Source organism: Nonomuraea diastatica (assembly GCF_004349015.1).
GTDB lineage: Bacteria > Actinomycetota > Actinomycetes > Streptosporangiales > Streptosporangiaceae > Nonomuraea > Nonomuraea diastatica.
Genome location: NZ_SMKP01000005.1, coordinates 71185 through 88899, shown reverse-complemented (window position 1 = coordinate 88899; position 17715 = coordinate 71185). Strand labels below are relative to the sequence as shown.

The window sequence follows — 17715 nt, the reverse complement described above, 5'->3', positions numbered from 1 at the left end:
AGTCGAAAGTGCTACAAAGTCCGCCTGAGAACTCCATGAGAACCGGTCCCCGCACCGCCCGCACGCCGCCGGCTTCAGCATCCCCTTCGCGGGCGGACCTGCGCGAACGTGGCCAGGACGGCGACGGCGCAGGCCGTCACGGTGAGGGCACCGTACCCGCCCGCGGACATGATCATGGTGGACAGGAGGCCGGCAGCCGCCGCGACGGTCCAGACGGCGGCGTCGACAGCGCCCTCGACGTGCAACCGTTCGGAATCGGGCAGGTCCCGGGCGAGCCGGCCGCTGCCGGCGACGAAACACAGATTCCAGGCGTAGCCCAGCAGGAACAGGGCCACGAGCCGTACCGGAGCGAAGGCGGCCATGCCCGCGGAGACGACCAGCATGAGCAGGCCGCCGAGCATCACCGGCCGGGCTCCGAAGCGGTCGAACAAGCGGCCCGTCACCGGGGACAGCGCGAACATGCCCAGTGTGTGCGCGGACAGCGTGGCCCCGACCGCCCCGAGCCCGTCACCGTGCATGTGCATCTCCAGCGGTGCGGCCGTCATCACCGCGACCATCACGACCTGCGCCGACACCATGACGACCAGCGCGGACCGCGCGGCCGGCGTACGGGAGAGCGCCCGTAAGGACATACGCGGCGCGATGGCCTCCCTCGTCCGTGAGGGCGCCGCGACGGAAGCGAGCGCGGCCGCGGCGCAGGCGAGCGACGCCAGCAGGAAGGGCCCCGCCAGCGACGTGAACCCCATCCCGGTGGCGGTGTCACCGGACGCGTCGAGCAGCAGCGGGCCACCGACGGCTCCGATGGCGGCCGACCACACCACGATCCCGATCGCGAACCCCCGCCGCCGCGCCGGATGCAACTCCGCGGCGGCGTAACGTGACAACTGCGCCCCGGCGTTGCCGAGCCCGAGCAGCACCATTCCGGCGGTCAGGCCGATCATGTCGCCCGCCACGACCCCGGCGACCGCCAGGCAGGCTCCCACCGCCGCCGCGACATAGCCGGTCATCAGGGCCGCGCGCCGGCCCGCGCGGTTCGTCAGCCGGGTCAGCACGAGCGCGCCCCCACCGGTCCCGATGATGCCCGCCGTGACCGGCACGCCGGCCCAGCCCGCTCCGAGCCAGTCTCCCGCGACCAGCGTGCCCGCCGCGCTCGCGACCGCCATCGCCGCGTTCATCAGGGCGACCCCCGAACACAGTGCCGCCATCGGCCGCCGCTCGCGGGTCACGCCGCCCGCCCGGACCTCAACAACCATGGCCTTCACGATAGGAACGCCGAATCCGCCGTTGAATGGGCAAATACCGGAGTTCGATGCCATAGACCGCTGGTTCGCAAGGAATCAGTCGTGCGAGGCTTTGCACATGGACAGATCGCTGGACCGGACGGACTGGCGCATCATCGGCGAACTCCAGCGCGACGGACGGCTCTCCTTCAACAAACTCGCCCGGCGCGTCAACCTCTCCGCACCCGCCGTGGCGGAACGGGTACGACGGCTCGAAGAGTCGGGCGTGATCACGGGCTACCAGGCGCGCATCGACCCGGCCAGCGCCGGGCAGCCGCTGACGGCCTTCGTCCAGATGCGCTGTGCGCACGGCCGCTGCCTGCTCAAGACCACGGCCGCCGAGGACCTGCCCGAGGTCACCGAGGTGCACAAGCTGAGCGGTAGCTGGTGCACGATGCTCAAGGTGCGGGTCGCCTCGATGCCGCACCTGGAAGGGCTGCTCGAACGGCTCGGCGAGCACGGCGAGATGAACTCCCACGTCGTGCTCTCGACACCGTACGAGGGCCGTGCCGTCGAACCTGCGCCCCCGCGGAGCCGTCGGGTGACCGCCTCGGAAGGCTGGACGCGCCGCCACCCGGGCGCTCGCGCGTGACGCCGCTTGGGGTGTGCGAACCTTCAGGAAGGAGACGTGTGACAGTGGAACGAGTACTCGTGATCGGCCTCGATCCCGCCAAGATCGAGGGCTATGACCCGGAGCCGGTCCAGGAGGCGATAGCACGCGGTCGCGCCCGTTTCGACGATCACGGCATCGAGGCCGACTATTGCCTGGTGGCGCTCGACGACGACCCCGAAGCAACGATCGTGGAGGCGCTGACCCGCGACGACTACGCCTGTGTGGTGATCGGGGGCGGCATCCGCAAACACGAACCGCTGCTCGGATTTTTCGAGAAGGTGGTCAACCTGGTCAGGCGGCACGCGCCCGGCGCGGCCATCGCCTTCAACGACAACCCCGACGACTGCGCCGACGCGGCTCTGCGCTGGCTGCGCTAGCGCGCGCGTCACATGGTCTCCAGGGCGACCATCATGAGGAGCACGGAGAACGAGCACCCGCCGAGAAGCACGACCCCCGAGGCGGCGAGCGCGAGCTTCGCCGTGAGCAGGCGCCGCACGAGCAGATGGACCACCACGGTCCCCAAGAAGGCGAACAGCGGAAGATGGGGGACGAACGTGCAGGCGACGCCCACCAGGAGGGCACACGCGAAAGGAACCGCCACTTTTGCGCCACCCTGCAGATCACGGCGCGTGACCGCATAGGTGACGCCTCCGGCGAGAGCGGCACTTGCCACGATCATCACGATGAGGAATTCCACGAACAGCCTCCGAACCGGCGGACTCCACAGAACACGTTGGTCATCCGTTGTGATCCCGCCGGATCCCCAAAGGTTCGATCGTGCGACCACCTTCGATCACGGCGATGGCCGTCTCGCCTCCGGCCGGCGACCGAGCCCGACATTCCTGGAGACGCGGTCGCTCCACGCCAGGTCGTCGACCGCCAGAAACGGCTCGCCGGCCACGGTCGCGGGGGTCACCCCGGTGAACGCCACGACGTCCCGGTGCAGGTGGGACTGGTCGGCGTAGCCGGCGTCGGCCGCGACTCCCGCCGCTCCTTCGCCCGCGGCCAGGCGGTGGGCGGCATGGTCGAAGCGGACCAGCCTCGCGGCGCGTTTGGGCGGCAGGCCGAGCTGCGACCTGAACCGGGACCACAGGCGCTTACGGCTCCATCCGACCTCCGCCGCGAGCCCGTCGATCCGGGCCAGGCCGCGGTCGCCGACGATCCGCCTCCAGGCCCAGGCCACCTCCGGGTCCACCGGTGGCCCCGCCGCATGCCGGCGGGCGAGCAGCGCGTCCGTCAGCGCGAAACGCTCCTGCCATGACGAGACTTCACCCAGTTGCTCGCGGATCCGTGCCGCCTCCCGGCCCCACAGGTCGTCGAGGGCCACCACGGCGCCGTCGAGGTCGGCCGGGGAGACGCCCAGAACCGCGCGGGCGATCACCGGGGACAGGCGGACCTGCACACACTCCACGTTCTCGCCCGACGCCCAGACCGCGCCTCCTGACCCGATCCCCGACCCGGCGACGACGCTGCCCCGCTGCCGCCGCCCGGCGGCGTAGTCCACCACGGGCGAACCGGTGCCGAACTCCACGATCAGCGTCACGGCCGGGTGCGGGACCATCCGGAGCGCGTCCAGGTCACGGACCCCGAACCCGGCCATGGTGACACCGGTCACCCGGCTGGGCCGCCGCGGGCACGCGACGCCCCACACAGCCGCACCGTGGACGAATGTCCGCACCGTCCCATGCTAGGCGAGCCGGCTGGGGGGAACATTCGTCCAATCCACCGGTGCGTACCCGCGGCGACAGTGGCCCCATGACGATTTCTGACGGCAGACCGCACATGAACGGCGACGCCGAGGCCACCGAGAGTACGACGCTGTCCCTGGACGACGGCGACATCCACGTGTGCCAGGACGGCCCCCGCGACGCCCCCGCACTCCTGCTCATCCACGGGTCCGCCTCCTCGATCCGCTCGTGGGACGCGCTGGTTCCGATGCTGACCGCAGCCCATCGTGTCATCCGGATCGACCTGCTCGGGCACGGCCGGTCGGCCAAACCTGCGGACCGCAGCTACGCGCTCCCGGAGCAGGGACGCCGGGTCGGCGTGGCACTGGACCGGCTCGGCGTCGAGCGTGCCCTGGTCGCCGGCCATTCCAGCGGCGGCGCGGTCGCCACCGCCCTCACCGAGCAGCGGCCCGGCCTGGTGAGCGCGCTCGCGCTCATCAACACCGGCCCGAGCCTGGGCGCCTTCATCGCTCCGGAGACCGCCGCGATCGGGCCCTCGCAGTGGCCGCTGACCGACGAGCAGATCCGCCAGTTCGCCAGGCCCGCTTTCAGCCGGCCGGGCTACCAGATCCCGGATGAGCTCCTGGACGAGGTGCGCAGCATGACCTACCACACGCTCACCACGACGATGCAGGCCACCAGCGCCTACCTGGAGGAGCGGGCGCTGCCGGATCGGCTGAGGGCCCTCGGCAAGCCGCTGCTGGTGATCTTCGGCGAGGACGATCGCAGATGGCGATCCTCATCCGCCGCCGGCTACCGCATCGTCCCCGGAGCCAGAGTCGAGATGCTGCCCGGTCTCGGACACACACCCATTCTCGAGGATCCGCAGCGCACCGCGGCCCCTCTCCTGGCGTTCGCCGCGATCCACGCCGCGCGGGCGGACTGAACGGGACGATCGACGATCCGCACCCCATAGCTGTCGTTTAGATTGCAGTATGTTGCGGTTCGTGGCGTCAGTAACCGTGTTCTGACCTTCACGGCTCCCTCCTCCCGTTAAGGAACCTTCCATGAGTGCCCATGACGTCCAGACGATGCGCCAGGCGGTGCTGCGCTTCCTCGGCTCGCTCGACACCGAGCGAAGGGCGGCGGCGACGGCGGCGTTCGGCTCGCCCGAGCGCACCGAGTGGTCCTATCTCCCCGGCCCCCGTCCGGGGCTGCCGCTGGCCGAGATGGCCTCCGGGCAGCAGGAGCTGGCGCTCGCCCTGCTCGACACCGGCTGCGGCGTGGCCGGTGCGCGCATGGCGAGGGGCGTCATCGAACTCGAGCGCATCAGGCGCCGTCTGGCGACCGGCGTCGACGAGATCGACGGCGACCGCTACTGGTTCCGGGTCTTCGGCAACCCGGGAGGAGGGGACCCGTGGACGTGGCGGGTCAACGGCCACCACCTCGCGGTGCACATCACGGTCGCAGGCGACTCGATCGCCGTCACGCCGAGCTTCCTGGGCGCGGAGCCGGCCATGGTCCTGTCCGGGCCGCAGCGGGGCCTGCGGCTGCTCGCCGAAGAGGAGGAGCTGGGCCGGGAGCTGCTCGCCGGACTCGCGCCGCACCAGCGCTCGATCGCGATCACCAGCCAGGCGGCCCCCGACGACGTGCTCACCCGCAACGACCCCGTGGCCGATCCCGGCCGCATCCCCCGCGGGCTGTCCTGCGCCGACATGTCGGCGCCCTCCAAAGACCTGCTCGAACGGCTCGTCCGCCGCTATTTCGACCGTGCCCCAGGATGGTACGGCGAGACCTGCTGGCGCGACGTGCTCGACGCCGGACTCGACAAGGTGACGTTCGCGTGGATGGGATCCGACCAGCGCGGGCAGGGCCACTACTACTGCGTCGCCGGGCCCACGTTCCTGCTGGAGTACGACAACACCCAGGACGACGCCAACCACATCCACTCCGTGTGGCGCGACCTGCGTAACGACTGGGGTGAGGACCTGCTCGCGCGCCACTACGCCGAGCACCACTGACCGCCCTGCACACCAGTGCTTCCTGCGCCGCCTCGGGCCTCCCGCTACGCCGGGGCCGCCGCTTCCGCCCGGCTCTTCAGCGCCTGGTTGAGCCGCTCGAACACCGGCTCGAACCGGCGCAACATCGGCCACATCAACGGAGCGGCCGCCCCGGTGACGGTCTCCTGATGGCGTACGTGCGTGCCACCACGGTCCTCATCGGGGGACAACTCGAAGGCGTGCACCGAGCTGGCGACACCGCGCGCGATCATGTTGGTACGCCAGGCCAGCCGCCGCGGCGGGGTCGCGTCCTCCACGGTCGCGCATCGGCATGACGACGGGGCCTCCGGGCCGAGGGCGGTCGGCAGGGACAGCCGGCTTCCCGTCACCGCGGCGCCCCGCATCCTCGGCACCAGCGGGTTCCACTCCGGATAGGCGTCGAAATCGCAGAGGATCTTCCATACCTGCTCGGGAGATGCCGCGATGTGGATCTCCGTTCGGATCTGGTGCACGCCTCACCTCGCGGTGTCGTCGGGGTCCACACCCCACCCGGAGGAACGATCTTGGTATAGGGAGGATCGACTATGGTGACCCGCCATGAGGTTCCTCATCGTCGGTGGCAGTGGTCTGCTCGGCGGCGAACTCGCTCGGCAGTGTTCGACGGGCGGACATGACGTGGCCGCGACCTACCTCTCCCGATCAGGGGGGACGGAGGGTGTCGCGTGGTCGCCGCTCGACGTGCGCCGGCGGGAGGACGTCGGCGCGCTGATCGCGGCATGGCGGCCAGAGGTGGTGATCAACGCCGCCTACCGGCAGACGGACTGGGCGACCACGGCGACGGGAGCCGCGCACGTGGCCCTGGCCGCCACTGCGGCAGGTGCGCGCCTGGTCCAGGTGTCCAGCGACGCGGTCTTCTCCGGCGCCGCGATCCATTATGACGAGACGTGCGTCCCCGACCCGATCACGCCGTACGGCGCCGCCAAAGCCGCCGCCGAGACGGCCGTGAACGCGATCGCACCGACCGCGGTGACGGCCCGGACCTCCCTGATCATCGGTGACGGCGGTTCACCGCACGAGGCGCTGGTGCACGCTCTGGCCACCGGCAGGGTGAGAGGAGCGCTGTTCACCGACGACGTACGATGCCCCGTGCACGTCGTCGATCTCGCCGCCGCGCTCCTCGAACTCGCCGTCTCCGACCATCACGGCATCCACCACGTCGCCGGGGCCGACGCGGTGAGCCGGTACGAGCTGGGGCGGCTCCTCGCCCGGCGCGACGGCCTCGACGCCGACCGGCTGCCCTCCGCCCGGAGAGCGGACGCCGGCGTGCCCGGCCCGACGGACGTGCGCTTGGAGTGCGGCCTGACCCAGCGGCGGCTCCGCACCAGGCTGCGCGGCGCGCGGGAGTTCCTGAGGTGACATGTGACCGCTCACCGAGCCGCGGTCACCCGCTCCAGCACCTCTTGCAGCTCCCGAGACGAAGCTCTCCTGGTCTTCCACATCAGCCTCACGTCGTCGCCCCGCCACCGCGGGACGCACCCCATGCACCAGCCGAGCGACCTGGGCGCAGGCGTCCTCCGGCGGCTCCCACACGTCCCGCGCATGCCCGCGAGGCACGACCAGCCTGTGGCCCGGCGCGGCGGGGGCGAGGTCCAGGAACGCGACCGCGTGCTCGTCCTCCATCACCCGGTAGGCGGGAGCCCGCATAGCGACGATCTCGCAGAAGACACACGCGTCCACCTGCCGGTGATCGCATCCCGCCGGCCGGGCCTGCCATCGGGTTATCCGGCGGCGCCGAAGCCGGTGATCCCTCGCGACAGGTCGAACTGGTGGACCCTGGTCAGCGGCCATTCCTCGTACGGGAAGGTCCGCAGTTCCGGTCCGAGGCCGTCGCGGTCGAAGGCCTCGGCCACGCCCTCGGACCGGAGCCGCGCGGCCAGCAGCGCGGTCAGCCGGTCGGCGTCCTCCGGCCGTTCCGCCTGCACCGGCTTGATCTCGTGCGGGTCGGCCTCCAGATCGAACAGCAGCCGGTGCCCGCCGTTGGCCAGCCAGATCAGCTTCAGGTGGCCTTGCCGCACCATCGCCTTGAACCGCCGGGTGCCGGGGCGCCCGTGGCAGCCGAAGAGCGTCTCCCTGGGCGGCGCCGTACCGGCCAGCAGGCCGAGCAGGTCGCTGCCCTGCCGCAGCTCCGGCCGGCCGGCGGCCGAGGTGGCCAGGCCGAACAGGTCGGTCAGGCATGCCAGCTCCGATCGACGGTCGCCGGCCGCGATCCGCTCCGGCCAGGAGATCAGGAACGGGACCCGGGCGGACGCTTCGAAGAAGCTCTCCTTCTGCCAGCCGTGATGGTCACCGAGCAGGTCGCCGTGATCGGCGTAGAAGCAGATCACGGTGTTGTCGGCGTCCGGCCGCCGCTCCACCGCGTCGAGCAGGTCGCCGATGCAGCCGTCGATGTAGCTGATCTCGCCGTAGTAGCGGGCCTTCAGCGTCCGGGCGCGGTGCGGGTCGACGTCCTCGGCGTAGACCAGGTGGTTCATCCAGGGAATGTGCTGGTCGAGATGGTCGATGGCGCGATCGCCGCACACCGGGTCGGGCATCTGGTCGGGGTCGTACATCCGGTTGTACGGCAGCGGCGGCGCGAACGGGGGGTGCGGGCCGATGTAGGACACGAATCCGAACCAGGGCCGGTCGTCGTCGGCGGCCATCAGCCCGATCGCCTCCCGCGTGGCCCACGACTCGACGGTGCAGTCCGCCGGCAAGGGGCTGAGCTGCGGCATGTAGTACATGTCGGTCCGCTCCCCCATCAGCGCCTCGATCCAGTCGTACTCAGGGTGTTCCGTCGCGATCCACGACGCGTACGCGTCCCCGGCGCGCTGCTCGGGACTGCCGTAGAACTCCTCGCTGTGCCGCTGCACCTCGTAGCCGACCGGCGCGTCCCAGGGCTCGGTGTGGAACTTGCCGACGCCCCAGGTGCGGTATCCGCGCAGGCCCATCGCCTCGGCCAGGTACGGGCCGCAGCGTTCCCTGATCGCGGCGTGTCCCCCGCCGGGGACGGTGTTGTCGTACACCCCGGTCCTGGTCGGTTCGCATCCGCTGCGCAGCGTGTAGCGGGCCGGGACGCAGACCGGGGAGGTGGAGTACGCGTTGTCGAAGACGGTCCCGCGGGCCGCCAGCCGATCGAGATGGGGCGTCGCGACATGGGGGTTGCCGAGCGCCGCGATGGTGTCGAACCGCTGCTGGTCGGTCATCACGAACAACACGTTCGGGCGGGTGGGCATGAACGGGTCTCTCCTCACAGAGCGGTCATCTCGTCGGCAGCAGCCGGGCCCTGTCGCCCCGCAGGGCGATCTCGCGGGCGTTCCAGTCATCGACCAGGCCCAGCTCGGTCAGCAACCGGCCGGCCGGCCAGAACCCGTCCCCGGACTCCGCCAGCAGCGCGGACAGGCGGTCGTCGGCCGCGGCGACCCGGCTGGCCGACGCCGGGTCGCCGGCCAGGTTGTTCAGCTGCCAGGGATCGGCGCGGTCGTCGAACAGCAGCCAGGGCCGGCCGTCGACGGTACGCGCGTAGGTCAGCTCGTCGGTGACGAAGCCCCGCCACTCGCCGATGCCCTGGTCGTAGCCGTTGTCGAAGCTGACCCAGTTGCCGATCAGCAGCTCCGTACGCAGGGAGGCGCCGGATCGGAGCCGATCGCTCAGGTCGCGGCCGTACACCCCGATCGGCGGCAGCCCGAGCAGTCCGAGCAGGGTCGGAGCGAGATCGACCAGGCCGAGCAGGCCGGCCGGGCGACAGGCCGGAACGCCGGGCCCGCTGATCACCATCGGCACCCTGACGGCCTCCGCGTACGGGCTCTGCTTGGCCCGCAGGCCGTGGGCTCCGAGCATGTCGCCGTGGTCGGAGGTGACCACGACGATCGTGTTCTCGCGCAGCCCGAGCCGGTCCAGCTCCGCCAGGATCCGGCCGATCTGCGCGTCCACCGCCGTGATGGCGCTCCAGTAGAGCCGCTGCACCTCGCGCCGCTCGTCGCTGCCGGGCGTGTTCGGCGGCACCGTCATCCGCTCGATCGGGTAACCGGTGCGAAGGCGCTCCGGCACCGAGTCGTACGGGTCGTGCGGCGGGTTGTAGCAGACCGTGAGGAAGAAGGGGGCGTCCTGCCCGGCGAGGAACTCCACCGCGAGATCGGTCTGCACCTCGGGCTCGTACCCGACGAAGTCGATCCTGGTCGGGCTCTCGGCGCCGACGTAGTAATGGCCGTCGAGGTGGTCATGCGAGCAGTCGACCCCCGCCCAGTGCTCGATTCCCGGCCGTGCGGCGGGCGGCACCCATTTGTCCCGTGGCAGCCCGGCCAGATGCCACTTGCCGATCCAGCCGGTCCGGTATCCGGCGCCGGACAGCGCCGTCCCCAGAGTCTCCAGCCGGGGCGAGAGCGGCAGGTCGTTGGCGACCACGCCGTGCTGGTGGGGCAGGCGGCCGGTGAGCAGGCTGCCCCGGCTCGGTCCGCAGACCGGCGAGCTGGAGCAGCCGCCCGCGATCGCGGCGCCGCCGGCCGCCAGCCGGTCCAGGTGCGGGGTGCGGACCTGAGAGGCTCGTCCGCGGGCGCCATCGAGCCAGCCCTGGTCCTGGCCCCGCCACTGGTCGGCCAGCAGCACGACGAGGTTCGGGGCCGTCACGCCTGGAACTCCTGCGGGTCGATCTCGCCGTTCTTCACCGCGGCGTCGTAGGCGGCCTGCATGCGCTGTTGCATGGCGGTGAGCGCCGGTCCGAGCGCCGCCGACGGGTCGAGCAGCAGCTTCTCCACGGTCTGATCGACGCTCTCCCCGTCCACCTGCAGCAGGCCGCCGGGCGTCTTCGGCCACTGCTCGTCGCGTTCGGCCGGCCGGTACTGCTGGAGCAGCGCGTTGTCCTTGATCGCGGCGGAGTCCCAGACGGCGGCGTTCAGCGGCGGCGCCGCCTTCGCGGCCAGCGCCTCCTGTATGCCGTCGCCGACCATGACCTCGAACACCTTGGCGGCCTTCTCCGGGTTCTCGGTCGTCGACGAGATCGCGTACGGGTATCCGGCGTTCATCGGCGACCGCACCAGTTTCTGCCCATCCGGCACCGGCAGCGGGACCGCGGCCGCCTTGACCTCGCTGCCGAGATCGGCCAGCGAGGACACGACCGCGCTGCTGGTGACGTACATCCCGGCCTCGCCCTTGCCGAAGGCGTTGATGGCGACGTCGCTGGTCAGTGTCGCGGCGCCCGGGTAGGCGGTCTTGTCGGTGAGCATGCTCCGGTAGAGCTCGAGCAGCGGCGCGTACTTGGCCGACTCGTACGTCTGCGTGGCCGCGTTGAACAGCCCGAACTGGGCCAGCGCCGGGTCGGCCGCCATCAGCAGGATGTCGACGCTCCACTGCCGGAACCCGGTCGCCTTGATCGGGATCAGCATGCCGAACGCGTCACCCTTGCCGATCTTGGTGATGGCCGCCGCCGCCTTCCGCACCTCGGAGAAGGTCGCCGGCGGCGACTCCGGGTCCAGCCCCGCCTTCTCGAACAGGTCGGTGTTGACCACCATCCGGTTGGTGAACGCGGTGGTCGGCACCGCGTACGGCACGCCGCCCCAGACCAGCTCGCTGTTCTTCTGGTGGTAGGGCGCGGCCTTGTCCAGCACGGCCTTGCCGACCAGGTCCGGCAGCGGCTGCACCCACCCGGCCGCGACGAACGCGCCCAGCTGCGCCGAAGGGCTGTGGAACAGGTCGGGCGCCCTCTTGGTCTGGAAGCCGAGCCGGACGATCTCCTCGTACTTGTCCGTCGCCTGCGGCTCGTACCGCACCGCGATGCCGAGGGACCTGCCCTGCTGCTGGTTCCAGGTGCGGAAGAACTCCTGCCGGGCCTTGGCGTGCGCGCCTGCCCGATCCCAGACCACGATCGTGGTCAGCTCGTCCGGATCGGTGGAACCGGGCGAGGAGCCGCCGCAGCCGACGAGGACGCCCGCGGCGCCGGCGGCGAGCGTGCCGAGGAGGCCGCGGCGGGTCAGGGAGGGATCGATCATCAGGGAGCCTTTCTCATCCGGAAGGGACCGAACCGGACCCGATCCGGCCGGCGGTGACCACGTCTCGGACCGCGGCGGCCCGATCGCCGAGCATGATCACGAAACTGGCCGTGGCCGCCGGCAGCGCGATCGCCAGCAGCGGGCCGGCGTACGGCACCTGGGTCGCCAGGAACGGCCCCGCGACGGTGGCGGCCAGCATGGCCACCGTCGCGGTCAGTGCCAGCTCGATCCGCGACAGCGCCAGCACGTACGCCATCCGCAGCGCCGCGACGGCACGGCCGGTGCGCTCGAACATCACGACCGACCACGGGGCGACCAGCGCCCAGGTCACCCCTGCCACCACGCTGGTGGTCAGCACCAGCCAGCCGTAGGGCCCGCCGGGCGACGGGCCGAGCAGGCCGACGAGCACCAGGCAGGCGATGCCGAGATGGCAGCCGGCCAGCCGCAGGGCGGGCAGCAGCCGGCGGGCCAGGAACCGCAGCGTCTCGCCGGGCCCGAGCGCGGCCTCGCCGCGGGCCTGCCGGCGTTGCTGGGCGACCAACCACAGAGTGGCCGCGGGAGCGGTGATCACAGGCAGGCTCAGCAGCAGCCAGCAGCAGCTGGTCCAGGCCCAGAACCACCAGCGGGACCAGCCGCGCAGCAGGGCGCCGTCCGGAGCGAGCAGGGTCATCCCTTCACCGACCCGTCCGTCCAGCCGCGGACGAAGTGCCGCTGCAGCACGATGAAGATCACCACGATCGGCACCAGCGCCATGTTCGCGCCGGCCAGCACCGTGTTGTACGGCGTCATCCCCTCGGCGGCGTCGTACTGCAGCGCGCTCACGCCCACGACCAGGGTGCGCAGGTCGGGGGCGGCGAGCGAGAACACCAGCGGCACCTGGTAGTTGTTCCACGAGGCCTGGAAGCCGAGGATCACCGTGGTGGCGAGGATCGGCCGCATCATCGGGAAGGCGATGCGCCAGTAGGTGCCGAACAGCCCGCAGCCGTCGACGCGGGCGGCGTCCTCCATCTCGGTGCCGAGGCCGAGCACGAACGCCTTGATCAGGAAGATGTGCACCAGCATGATGCCGGCCAGCTGGACCAGCGCGATCCCGAGCAGGTTGGCCAGGCCCAGCGCCTCGGCGATCACGTACTGCGGGTAGAGCGTCGCCGTGGTCAGGCCGACGAACAGGGTGCCGACGTACACGCCTTCGAGGATGCGCTGGCCGTGGAGCCGGCGCCGCGCCAGCACGTAGCCGGTCATGCTGGAGGCGAGCGTGTCCAGCAGCACGACCAGGGCCGTGACGATCACGCTGTTGACGAAATAGCGGGAGAAGCTGGCCGTAGTCCAGGCCTGGACGTAAGTGCCCCACTCCCAGACCCGGGGCAGGAGGCCGCCGTTCCTGCTGAGAATCTGGTCCAGCGGCGACACCGAGGCGAACAGGCCGAAGACCAGCGGCGACAGCATGATCAGCGCCGCCGCGATCAGGACCGCGTGCAGCAGCGCGGCCAGCGGGCGGATGCGGCGCGGGCGCCTGGACGGCACGGGCCGAGCGGCCGTCCGGGTCGCGGGTCCGGTGACGGTGGGTGTGCTCATGGCGCCGTCCTCCCGCTCCGGCTGATCCGCAGGTAGGCCACGGAGATGATGCCGACGATCACGCTCGCGGTGACGCCGAGCGCGGCGGCGTACCCGATCTGCGGCACCGATTCCGGCTCGAAGAAGAACCGGTAGAGGTAGGTGAACATCACCTCGGTGCCACCGGCCGGTCCGCCGTCGGTGAGCGTTTTGACCAGGTCGAAGCTGCGCAGCGTACCGATGATCGAGATCAGGATCACCACCCGTGTCACCGGGGCCAGCATCGGCAGCACGATGTGACGCAGCGTCGACCAGTGACCGGCGCCTTCCAGCGACGCGCTTTCGAGCAGCTCGTTCGGGATCGTCATCATGCCGGCGAAGAACAGCAGCAGGTTGATCCCGAGGTGGGCCCACACGCCGACGCCGACGAGGCTGGCGAGGGCGCTGCCGGCCTCGCCCAGGAAGCGGATCGGCGCCTCCACCAGGCCCGATCCGACGAGCAGCTGGTTGATCGGCCCGCCGGTCTCGCGCAGCAGGAAGACGAAGATGATGCCGATGATCGCCGGCGACAGCACGTGCGGCAGGAACAGGATCGTCCGGTAGACGGTGCCGGCGCGCACCCCGCGGAAGAACACGTAGGCCAGCACCAGCGCCAGCGGGATCTCGATGACCAGCCGGCCGGCCCCGAACTTCACCGTGTTCAGCACCGCGAGCCACCACTGCTCGTCGCCGATCATCCGCTCGTAGTTGGCGACCCCGGCGAACCGCGGCGCCGTGAACCCGTTCCAGCGCTGGAAGCTGAACCAGAACAGCCAGCCGATCGGCAGCAGCGCGAAGGCGAGGTAGGGCAGCAGGCTCGGCAGCAGCATCAGGCGGCCGACGCCGTCCTCGCGCCGGTGCCACTGCGCGCGACGGGGAGAGCGGACGGCTGCGGGCATCCGTGCCCCCTCCCTCGGTCGAGTGCGCCGGCCCCGGGCTCGCGCCGATGGGGCCTCATCAACTCGGTATGGACCTTAGATCGATCTAAACCGGCGGGTCAACCTTTTCTATGAAAACAGGTAGGCCAAGGGTGAAATGGGTCAGCGGCAACCGCAGGACGCGCGGGCGTGGATCTCGGGCGGCGGAGGCGTGCGGCTGCCCTCGACCGGCATCCCCATCTCCGCCAGCAGCACGCGGCCGCAGACCCGGCCCAGCTCGACAGGATCGGTGGCGATGCTGCTGATCGACGGGTTCCACATCGCCGACTGGTGAAGGTCGTCTATGCCCAGTACCGCGCAGGGCGCCGCGTCGGGCGTGCCCAGCCGCAGCGCCTTGGCCAGGCCGTAGGCCACGTTGTCGCTGTGGCACAGCACCCCGTCCGGCGGCGGCCCCGCGGCGAGCAGGTCGGCGGCGCGGCGGTGCGCCGCGTCCGCGGTCGCCTCCAGCGGCTCCGACCAGGTCGCGTCCCAGCCGGCGCCGGCCTCGGCGACCGCCTCGCGGAAGGCCTCCATCCGGCCCACCCGCGGCGAGGCCAGCGGGTCGCCGCCGAAGTAGGCCACCCGGCGGCAACCGTGCACGGCGATCAGGTGCTCGGCGCCGAGCCGGCCGATGCCTGCCTCGTCTGTGCCGACGAAGGGCAGGTCGACACCGTCGATGTGCCGCAGCAGCAGCACCGTCGGCAGGCCGCTGCGGCGGATGCCGGCGAAATGGTCGGCGGCCGAGGTCAGCGCCGGGATGGTGACGACGCCGGCCGCTCGGTGCCCCACCAGGGACTGCAGGATCTGCCGCTGCAGGTCCAGCCGGTCGACCGTGTTGGCGATCATGACGAAGAAGCCGATCTCGCCGAGCACCTCCTGCACGCCCAGCGACACCTCGGCGACGAACGGGTTCATCACGTCCGGCATCACGAGGCCGACCAGGTCGTTGCGCTGGGTCCGCAGGTTCGCGGCGGCCTGGTTGTAGATGTATCCCAGCCGCTCGGCCTCGGCCAGGACCGCACTCCGGGTCGCCGCCGACACCAACGGGCTGTTCCGCATCACCAGCGAGACGGTGGCCCGGGACAGCCCCAGCGAGTTGGCCACGTCGATCATCCGCACCCGTCGCGCCCGGGCCCGGTCGCCCTGCTCCAGGTCGTCCTGCACGTCTCACCTCCCGCGCCGGCCAGCACCGCCATGCATGAACGACAAGCATCGCCGCCGCGGCGAACAGCAGGCGGTGATCATCAGGTGATCGGTGGCGGCCTCAGGATAGCCGGATCTCGGCCGGGGCAAAGTTCCCGATCATGGAACTTTCTTGTTGCGGGGAAGTTCGGGTGGGCGTACGTTTAGGCCATGCAGGAGTCGCGGCGAGAGCGGAAGAAGCGTGAGACGCGGCAACGGATCGTCATGGTGGCGATCAAGCTGTTCGAGGAGCAGGGATACGAGCAGACCACGATGGCGCAGATCGCCGCAGCGGCGGACGTCGACCCCAAGACGTTCTCCAACTACTTCCGCAGCAAGGACGAGGTCCTGTGGGTCGGCACCGAGCGGGACTTCGACGTGCTTTTCCGGGCGATCGCGGAACGCCGGCCGGAGGAGGGTCCCGGCGAGGTGCTGGCGAGGATGGTCCAGGAGTACGCCGCCCACCGCCGGCCCAAGGTTCCGCCGAAGGAGCCCGAAGAGCTGTCGGCGACGGCCCGGCTGGTGCTGAACACACCCGCCCTGCAGGCGAAAGGGCTCTACCTGCTGCTCGACCTGCAGCGCCGGATCGCCGGCAAGCTGCAGAAGGCGTTCCCCGGCCGGCTCGACCCCATCACCGCCGCGGCGATGACCGGCGCGCTGCTGGGCGCGATCCAGCAGGCGAGCTGGGCGAGCGTTCAGCTTGGCCGGTCACAGGACGAGCTGTGGGAGGCCGCGCGGCATGCCGTCGACATCGCCATGCAAGGCCTGCGTTCCGTGCGACCGCACGACGAAGACGCGTGACCCGGGCCGCCCGCAAGGCTCACGTAACCCAGACCGGCCCGCAAGGCCGGCGGCATACCCGCAGAAAGGACCGGCCCACCATGAGGGAGAACGTCCGGCAGGTGGCCCGCGACGCACGACGCGCCACGCGGGAGGGTGCCGCGGGGCTCATGCGGCGCCGGCGGGCCCGCCTGGCCGAGGCGGTGGCCTACGCCCGCGCCCACTCGCCCTACTACCGCGAACTGTACGAAGGCCTGCCCGATCAGGTCGACGACCCGGCGCTGCTTCCGGTCACCGACAAGAAGGCGCTGATGGCCCGCTTCGACGACTGGGTCACCGACCGGCAGGTGACTCGCGAGAAGGTCGAGGCGTTCGCGGCCGACCCGCGCCTCGTGGGGCACCCGTTCTGCGGCCGGTACCTGGTGGTCACCACCACCGGCACCAGCGGTCTGCGCGGCCTCTTCGTGCTGGACGACCGGAACATGACCGTGCACACCGGCCTCGGCCTGCGCTCCGGTGGCGGGCTGGCGGCCGGGGACGTCGTCCGGACCCTCGCCCGCGCGGGCCGTACCGCCATCGTCACCGCGCCCGGCGGACATTTCGCCACGGTCGCGGGACCGGCCCGGATGGCGCTGGACAGGCCATGGCTCGGCCGGATGATGCGGGTCTTCCCCATCGATCAGCCGATCGCGGACCTGGTCGACCAGCTCAACCGGTTCGACCCCGCCAGTGTCGCCGGCTTCGCGGGCATGCTCACCCTGCTGGCCGGCGAGCAGGAAGCTGGCAGGCTGCGGATCCGCCCCGCGCTGGTCGTCCCGGGCGGTGAGACGTTGACTCCGCACGCCCGGGAGCGGATCGCCACCGCGTTCGGGGCCAAGGTCCGCGCCGCCTACGCCTCGGCCGAGTGCGGCTTCCTGAGCGCCGGCTGCACGGACGGCTGGTATCACGTCAACAGCGACTGGGCCGTCCTGGAACCGGTCGACGCCGACCACCGGCCCGTCCCGCCGGGCCGGCTCTCGCACACCGTGCTGATCAGCAACCTCGCCAACCGGGTCCAGCCGATCCTCCGTTACGACCTCGGCGACAACGTCATCGTCCGGCCCGACGCCTGCCCCTGCGGCAGCCCGCTCCCTGCCATCCGGGTGCAGGGCCGCGCCGCCGAGCTGCTCACCTTCCCCACCGGCGGTGGCGACCACGTCAGCATCTCCCCCATGGTCTTCGGCGCCGCGCTGCACGTGCCGGGCATCGAGCAGTTCCAGCTCGTCCAGACGGCGCCCGCCACCTTGCGCGTACGCCTGCGACCCGCCGACGGCGCGGACGCCGACCGCGTGTGGGAGACCACGCGCGACCGGGTGACCCACCTGCTCGCCGAGCACCAGGCCGGGGACGTCACCCTCGAACGCGCCGAGGAACCACCGCAGCAGTCGCCCGGCGGCAAGTTCCGCAGGATCATCCCCCTGGCGAAGGTGTGACGGCACGTCCGAGCGCGAGGGCGTCGCCGTCACCGTGATGGCCAGCAGGCCCCTCGTACCGGAACTGGCAAGGATCACCAAGGGGATCGAGCTCTGAGCCGGGCGCGCGGCCGGACGTGGTGCGCCGCACCCGTGGGCGGTAACCTGCGCGGGGCCCGGGATTCCGGCCGCGATCGTCGCCGCGCCGGTAC

18 protein-coding genes and 1 pseudogene are annotated in these 17715 nt (G+C 71.3%); 7 read left to right on the top strand and 12 right to left on the bottom strand.

Going from position 1 to position 17715, the window contains the following annotated elements:
• Positions 1–74: 74 nt before the first annotated feature.
• Positions 75–1253 (bottom strand): MFS transporter, encoded by a 1179-nt coding sequence (locus tag E1294_RS02860; RefSeq protein ID WP_132504143.1) that lies wholly within the window; start codon positions 1251–1253, stop codon positions 75–77.
• A 106-nt stretch (positions 1254–1359) separates the two neighbouring features.
• On the opposite strand from E1294_RS02860, the gene E1294_RS02855 reads away from it, so the two are divergent.
• A complete protein-coding gene (locus tag E1294_RS02855; protein WP_132504141.1) occupies positions 1360–1872 on the top strand; it encodes an Lrp/AsnC family transcriptional regulator in 513 nt (170 codons plus the stop codon).
• Positions 1873–1916: 44 nt separating this feature from the next.
• On the top strand, positions 1917–2270 hold the full coding sequence (locus E1294_RS02850) for a hypothetical protein (RefSeq protein WP_246082770.1): 354 nt from the start codon (positions 1917–1919) through the stop codon (positions 2268–2270).
• A gap of 8 nt (positions 2271–2278) precedes the next feature.
• Here the strand turns inward: E1294_RS02850 and E1294_RS02845 are convergent, their stop codons facing one another.
• On the bottom strand, positions 2279–2590 hold the full coding sequence (locus tag E1294_RS02845; RefSeq protein WP_132504137.1) for a hypothetical protein: 312 nt from the start codon (positions 2588–2590) through the stop codon (positions 2279–2281).
• A 96-nt stretch (positions 2591–2686) separates the two neighbouring features.
• Complete coding sequence (locus tag E1294_RS02840) at positions 2687–3571, bottom strand: helix-turn-helix domain-containing protein (RefSeq protein ID WP_132504135.1); 885 nt, start codon at positions 3569–3571, stop codon at positions 2687–2689.
• 77 nt (positions 3572–3648) lie between these two features.
• Between E1294_RS02840 and E1294_RS02835 the strand changes: the two genes are divergently transcribed.
• Positions 3649–4506 (top strand): alpha/beta fold hydrolase, encoded by an 858-nt coding sequence (locus tag E1294_RS02835; RefSeq protein WP_132504133.1) that lies wholly within the window; start codon positions 3649–3651, stop codon positions 4504–4506.
• A 121-nt stretch (positions 4507–4627) separates the two neighbouring features.
• Positions 4628–5581: a DUF3500 domain-containing protein gene (locus tag E1294_RS02830; RefSeq protein ID WP_132504131.1), complete on the top strand. Its 954-nt coding sequence runs from the start codon at positions 4628–4630 to the stop codon at positions 5579–5581.
• Between the two features lie 44 nt (positions 5582–5625).
• On the opposite strand, the gene E1294_RS02825 is transcribed toward E1294_RS02830, so the two are convergent.
• Positions 5626–6072 carry an SRPBCC domain-containing protein gene (locus E1294_RS02825; protein WP_132504129.1) on the bottom strand — a complete coding sequence of 149 codons (447 nt, stop codon included), beginning with the start codon at positions 6070–6072 and terminating at the stop codon, positions 5626–5628.
• Between the two features lie 85 nt (positions 6073–6157).
• On the opposite strand from E1294_RS02825, the gene E1294_RS02820 reads away from it, so the two are divergent.
• Positions 6158–6976 (top strand): sugar nucleotide-binding protein, encoded by an 819-nt coding sequence (locus E1294_RS02820; protein ID WP_132504127.1) that lies wholly within the window; start codon positions 6158–6160, stop codon positions 6974–6976.
• 117 nt (positions 6977–7093) lie between these two features.
• Here the strand turns inward: E1294_RS02820 and E1294_RS57915 are convergent.
• From E1294_RS57915 to E1294_RS02780, 8 genes and pseudogenes are all read right to left on the bottom strand, one after another.
• Positions 7094–7408: pseudogene (locus E1294_RS57915) on the bottom strand (HIT domain-containing protein); the annotation flags it as partial.
• Positions 7339–8832, bottom strand: coding sequence for a sulfatase family protein (locus tag E1294_RS02810; protein ID WP_165977047.1), 1494 nt, complete (start codon positions 8830–8832; stop codon positions 7339–7341). The pseudogene E1294_RS57915 and the gene E1294_RS02810, both read right to left, overlap by 70 nt.
• A gap of 25 nt (positions 8833–8857) precedes the next feature.
• Positions 8858–10222, bottom strand: coding sequence for a sulfatase family protein (locus E1294_RS02805; protein WP_165977046.1), 1365 nt, complete (start codon positions 10220–10222; stop codon positions 8858–8860).
• On the bottom strand, positions 10219–11580 hold the full coding sequence (locus E1294_RS02800) for an ABC transporter substrate-binding protein (RefSeq protein ID WP_132504122.1): 1362 nt from the start codon (positions 11578–11580) through the stop codon (positions 10219–10221). The genes E1294_RS02805 and E1294_RS02800 overlap by 4 nt, the downstream gene beginning before the upstream one ends.
• A gap of 13 nt (positions 11581–11593) precedes the next feature.
• The gene (locus tag E1294_RS02795; protein WP_132504120.1) at positions 11594–12250 is read right to left on the bottom strand and encodes a hypothetical protein; all 657 of its coding nucleotides are present in this window, start codon (positions 12248–12250) and stop codon (positions 11594–11596) included.
• Positions 12247–13155, bottom strand: a complete 909-nt coding sequence (locus E1294_RS02790) for a carbohydrate ABC transporter permease (protein ID WP_132504118.1) — start codon at positions 13153–13155, stop codon at positions 12247–12249. The genes E1294_RS02795 and E1294_RS02790 overlap by 4 nt, the downstream gene beginning before the upstream one ends.
• Entirely contained in the window at positions 13152–14072 is a 921-nt protein-coding gene (locus E1294_RS02785) for a carbohydrate ABC transporter permease (protein WP_132504116.1), read from the bottom strand. Before E1294_RS02785 ends, E1294_RS02790 begins: the two co-directional genes overlap by 4 nt.
• A gap of 141 nt (positions 14073–14213) precedes the next feature.
• Entirely contained in the window at positions 14214–15254 is a 1041-nt protein-coding gene (locus E1294_RS02780; protein WP_132504114.1) for a LacI family DNA-binding transcriptional regulator, read from the bottom strand.
• A 189-nt stretch (positions 15255–15443) separates the two neighbouring features.
• Here E1294_RS02780 and E1294_RS02775 point away from each other — a divergent pair, with 189 nt between their 5' ends.
• Positions 15444–16073 (top strand): TetR/AcrR family transcriptional regulator, encoded by a 630-nt coding sequence (locus E1294_RS02775; RefSeq protein ID WP_132504112.1) that lies wholly within the window; start codon positions 15444–15446, stop codon positions 16071–16073.
• An 80-nt stretch (positions 16074–16153) separates the two neighbouring features.
• Positions 16154–17524 (top strand): phenylacetate--CoA ligase family protein, encoded by a 1371-nt coding sequence (locus tag E1294_RS02770; protein ID WP_132504110.1) that lies wholly within the window; start codon positions 16154–16156, stop codon positions 17522–17524.
• Positions 17525–17715: the final 191 nt, after the last annotated feature.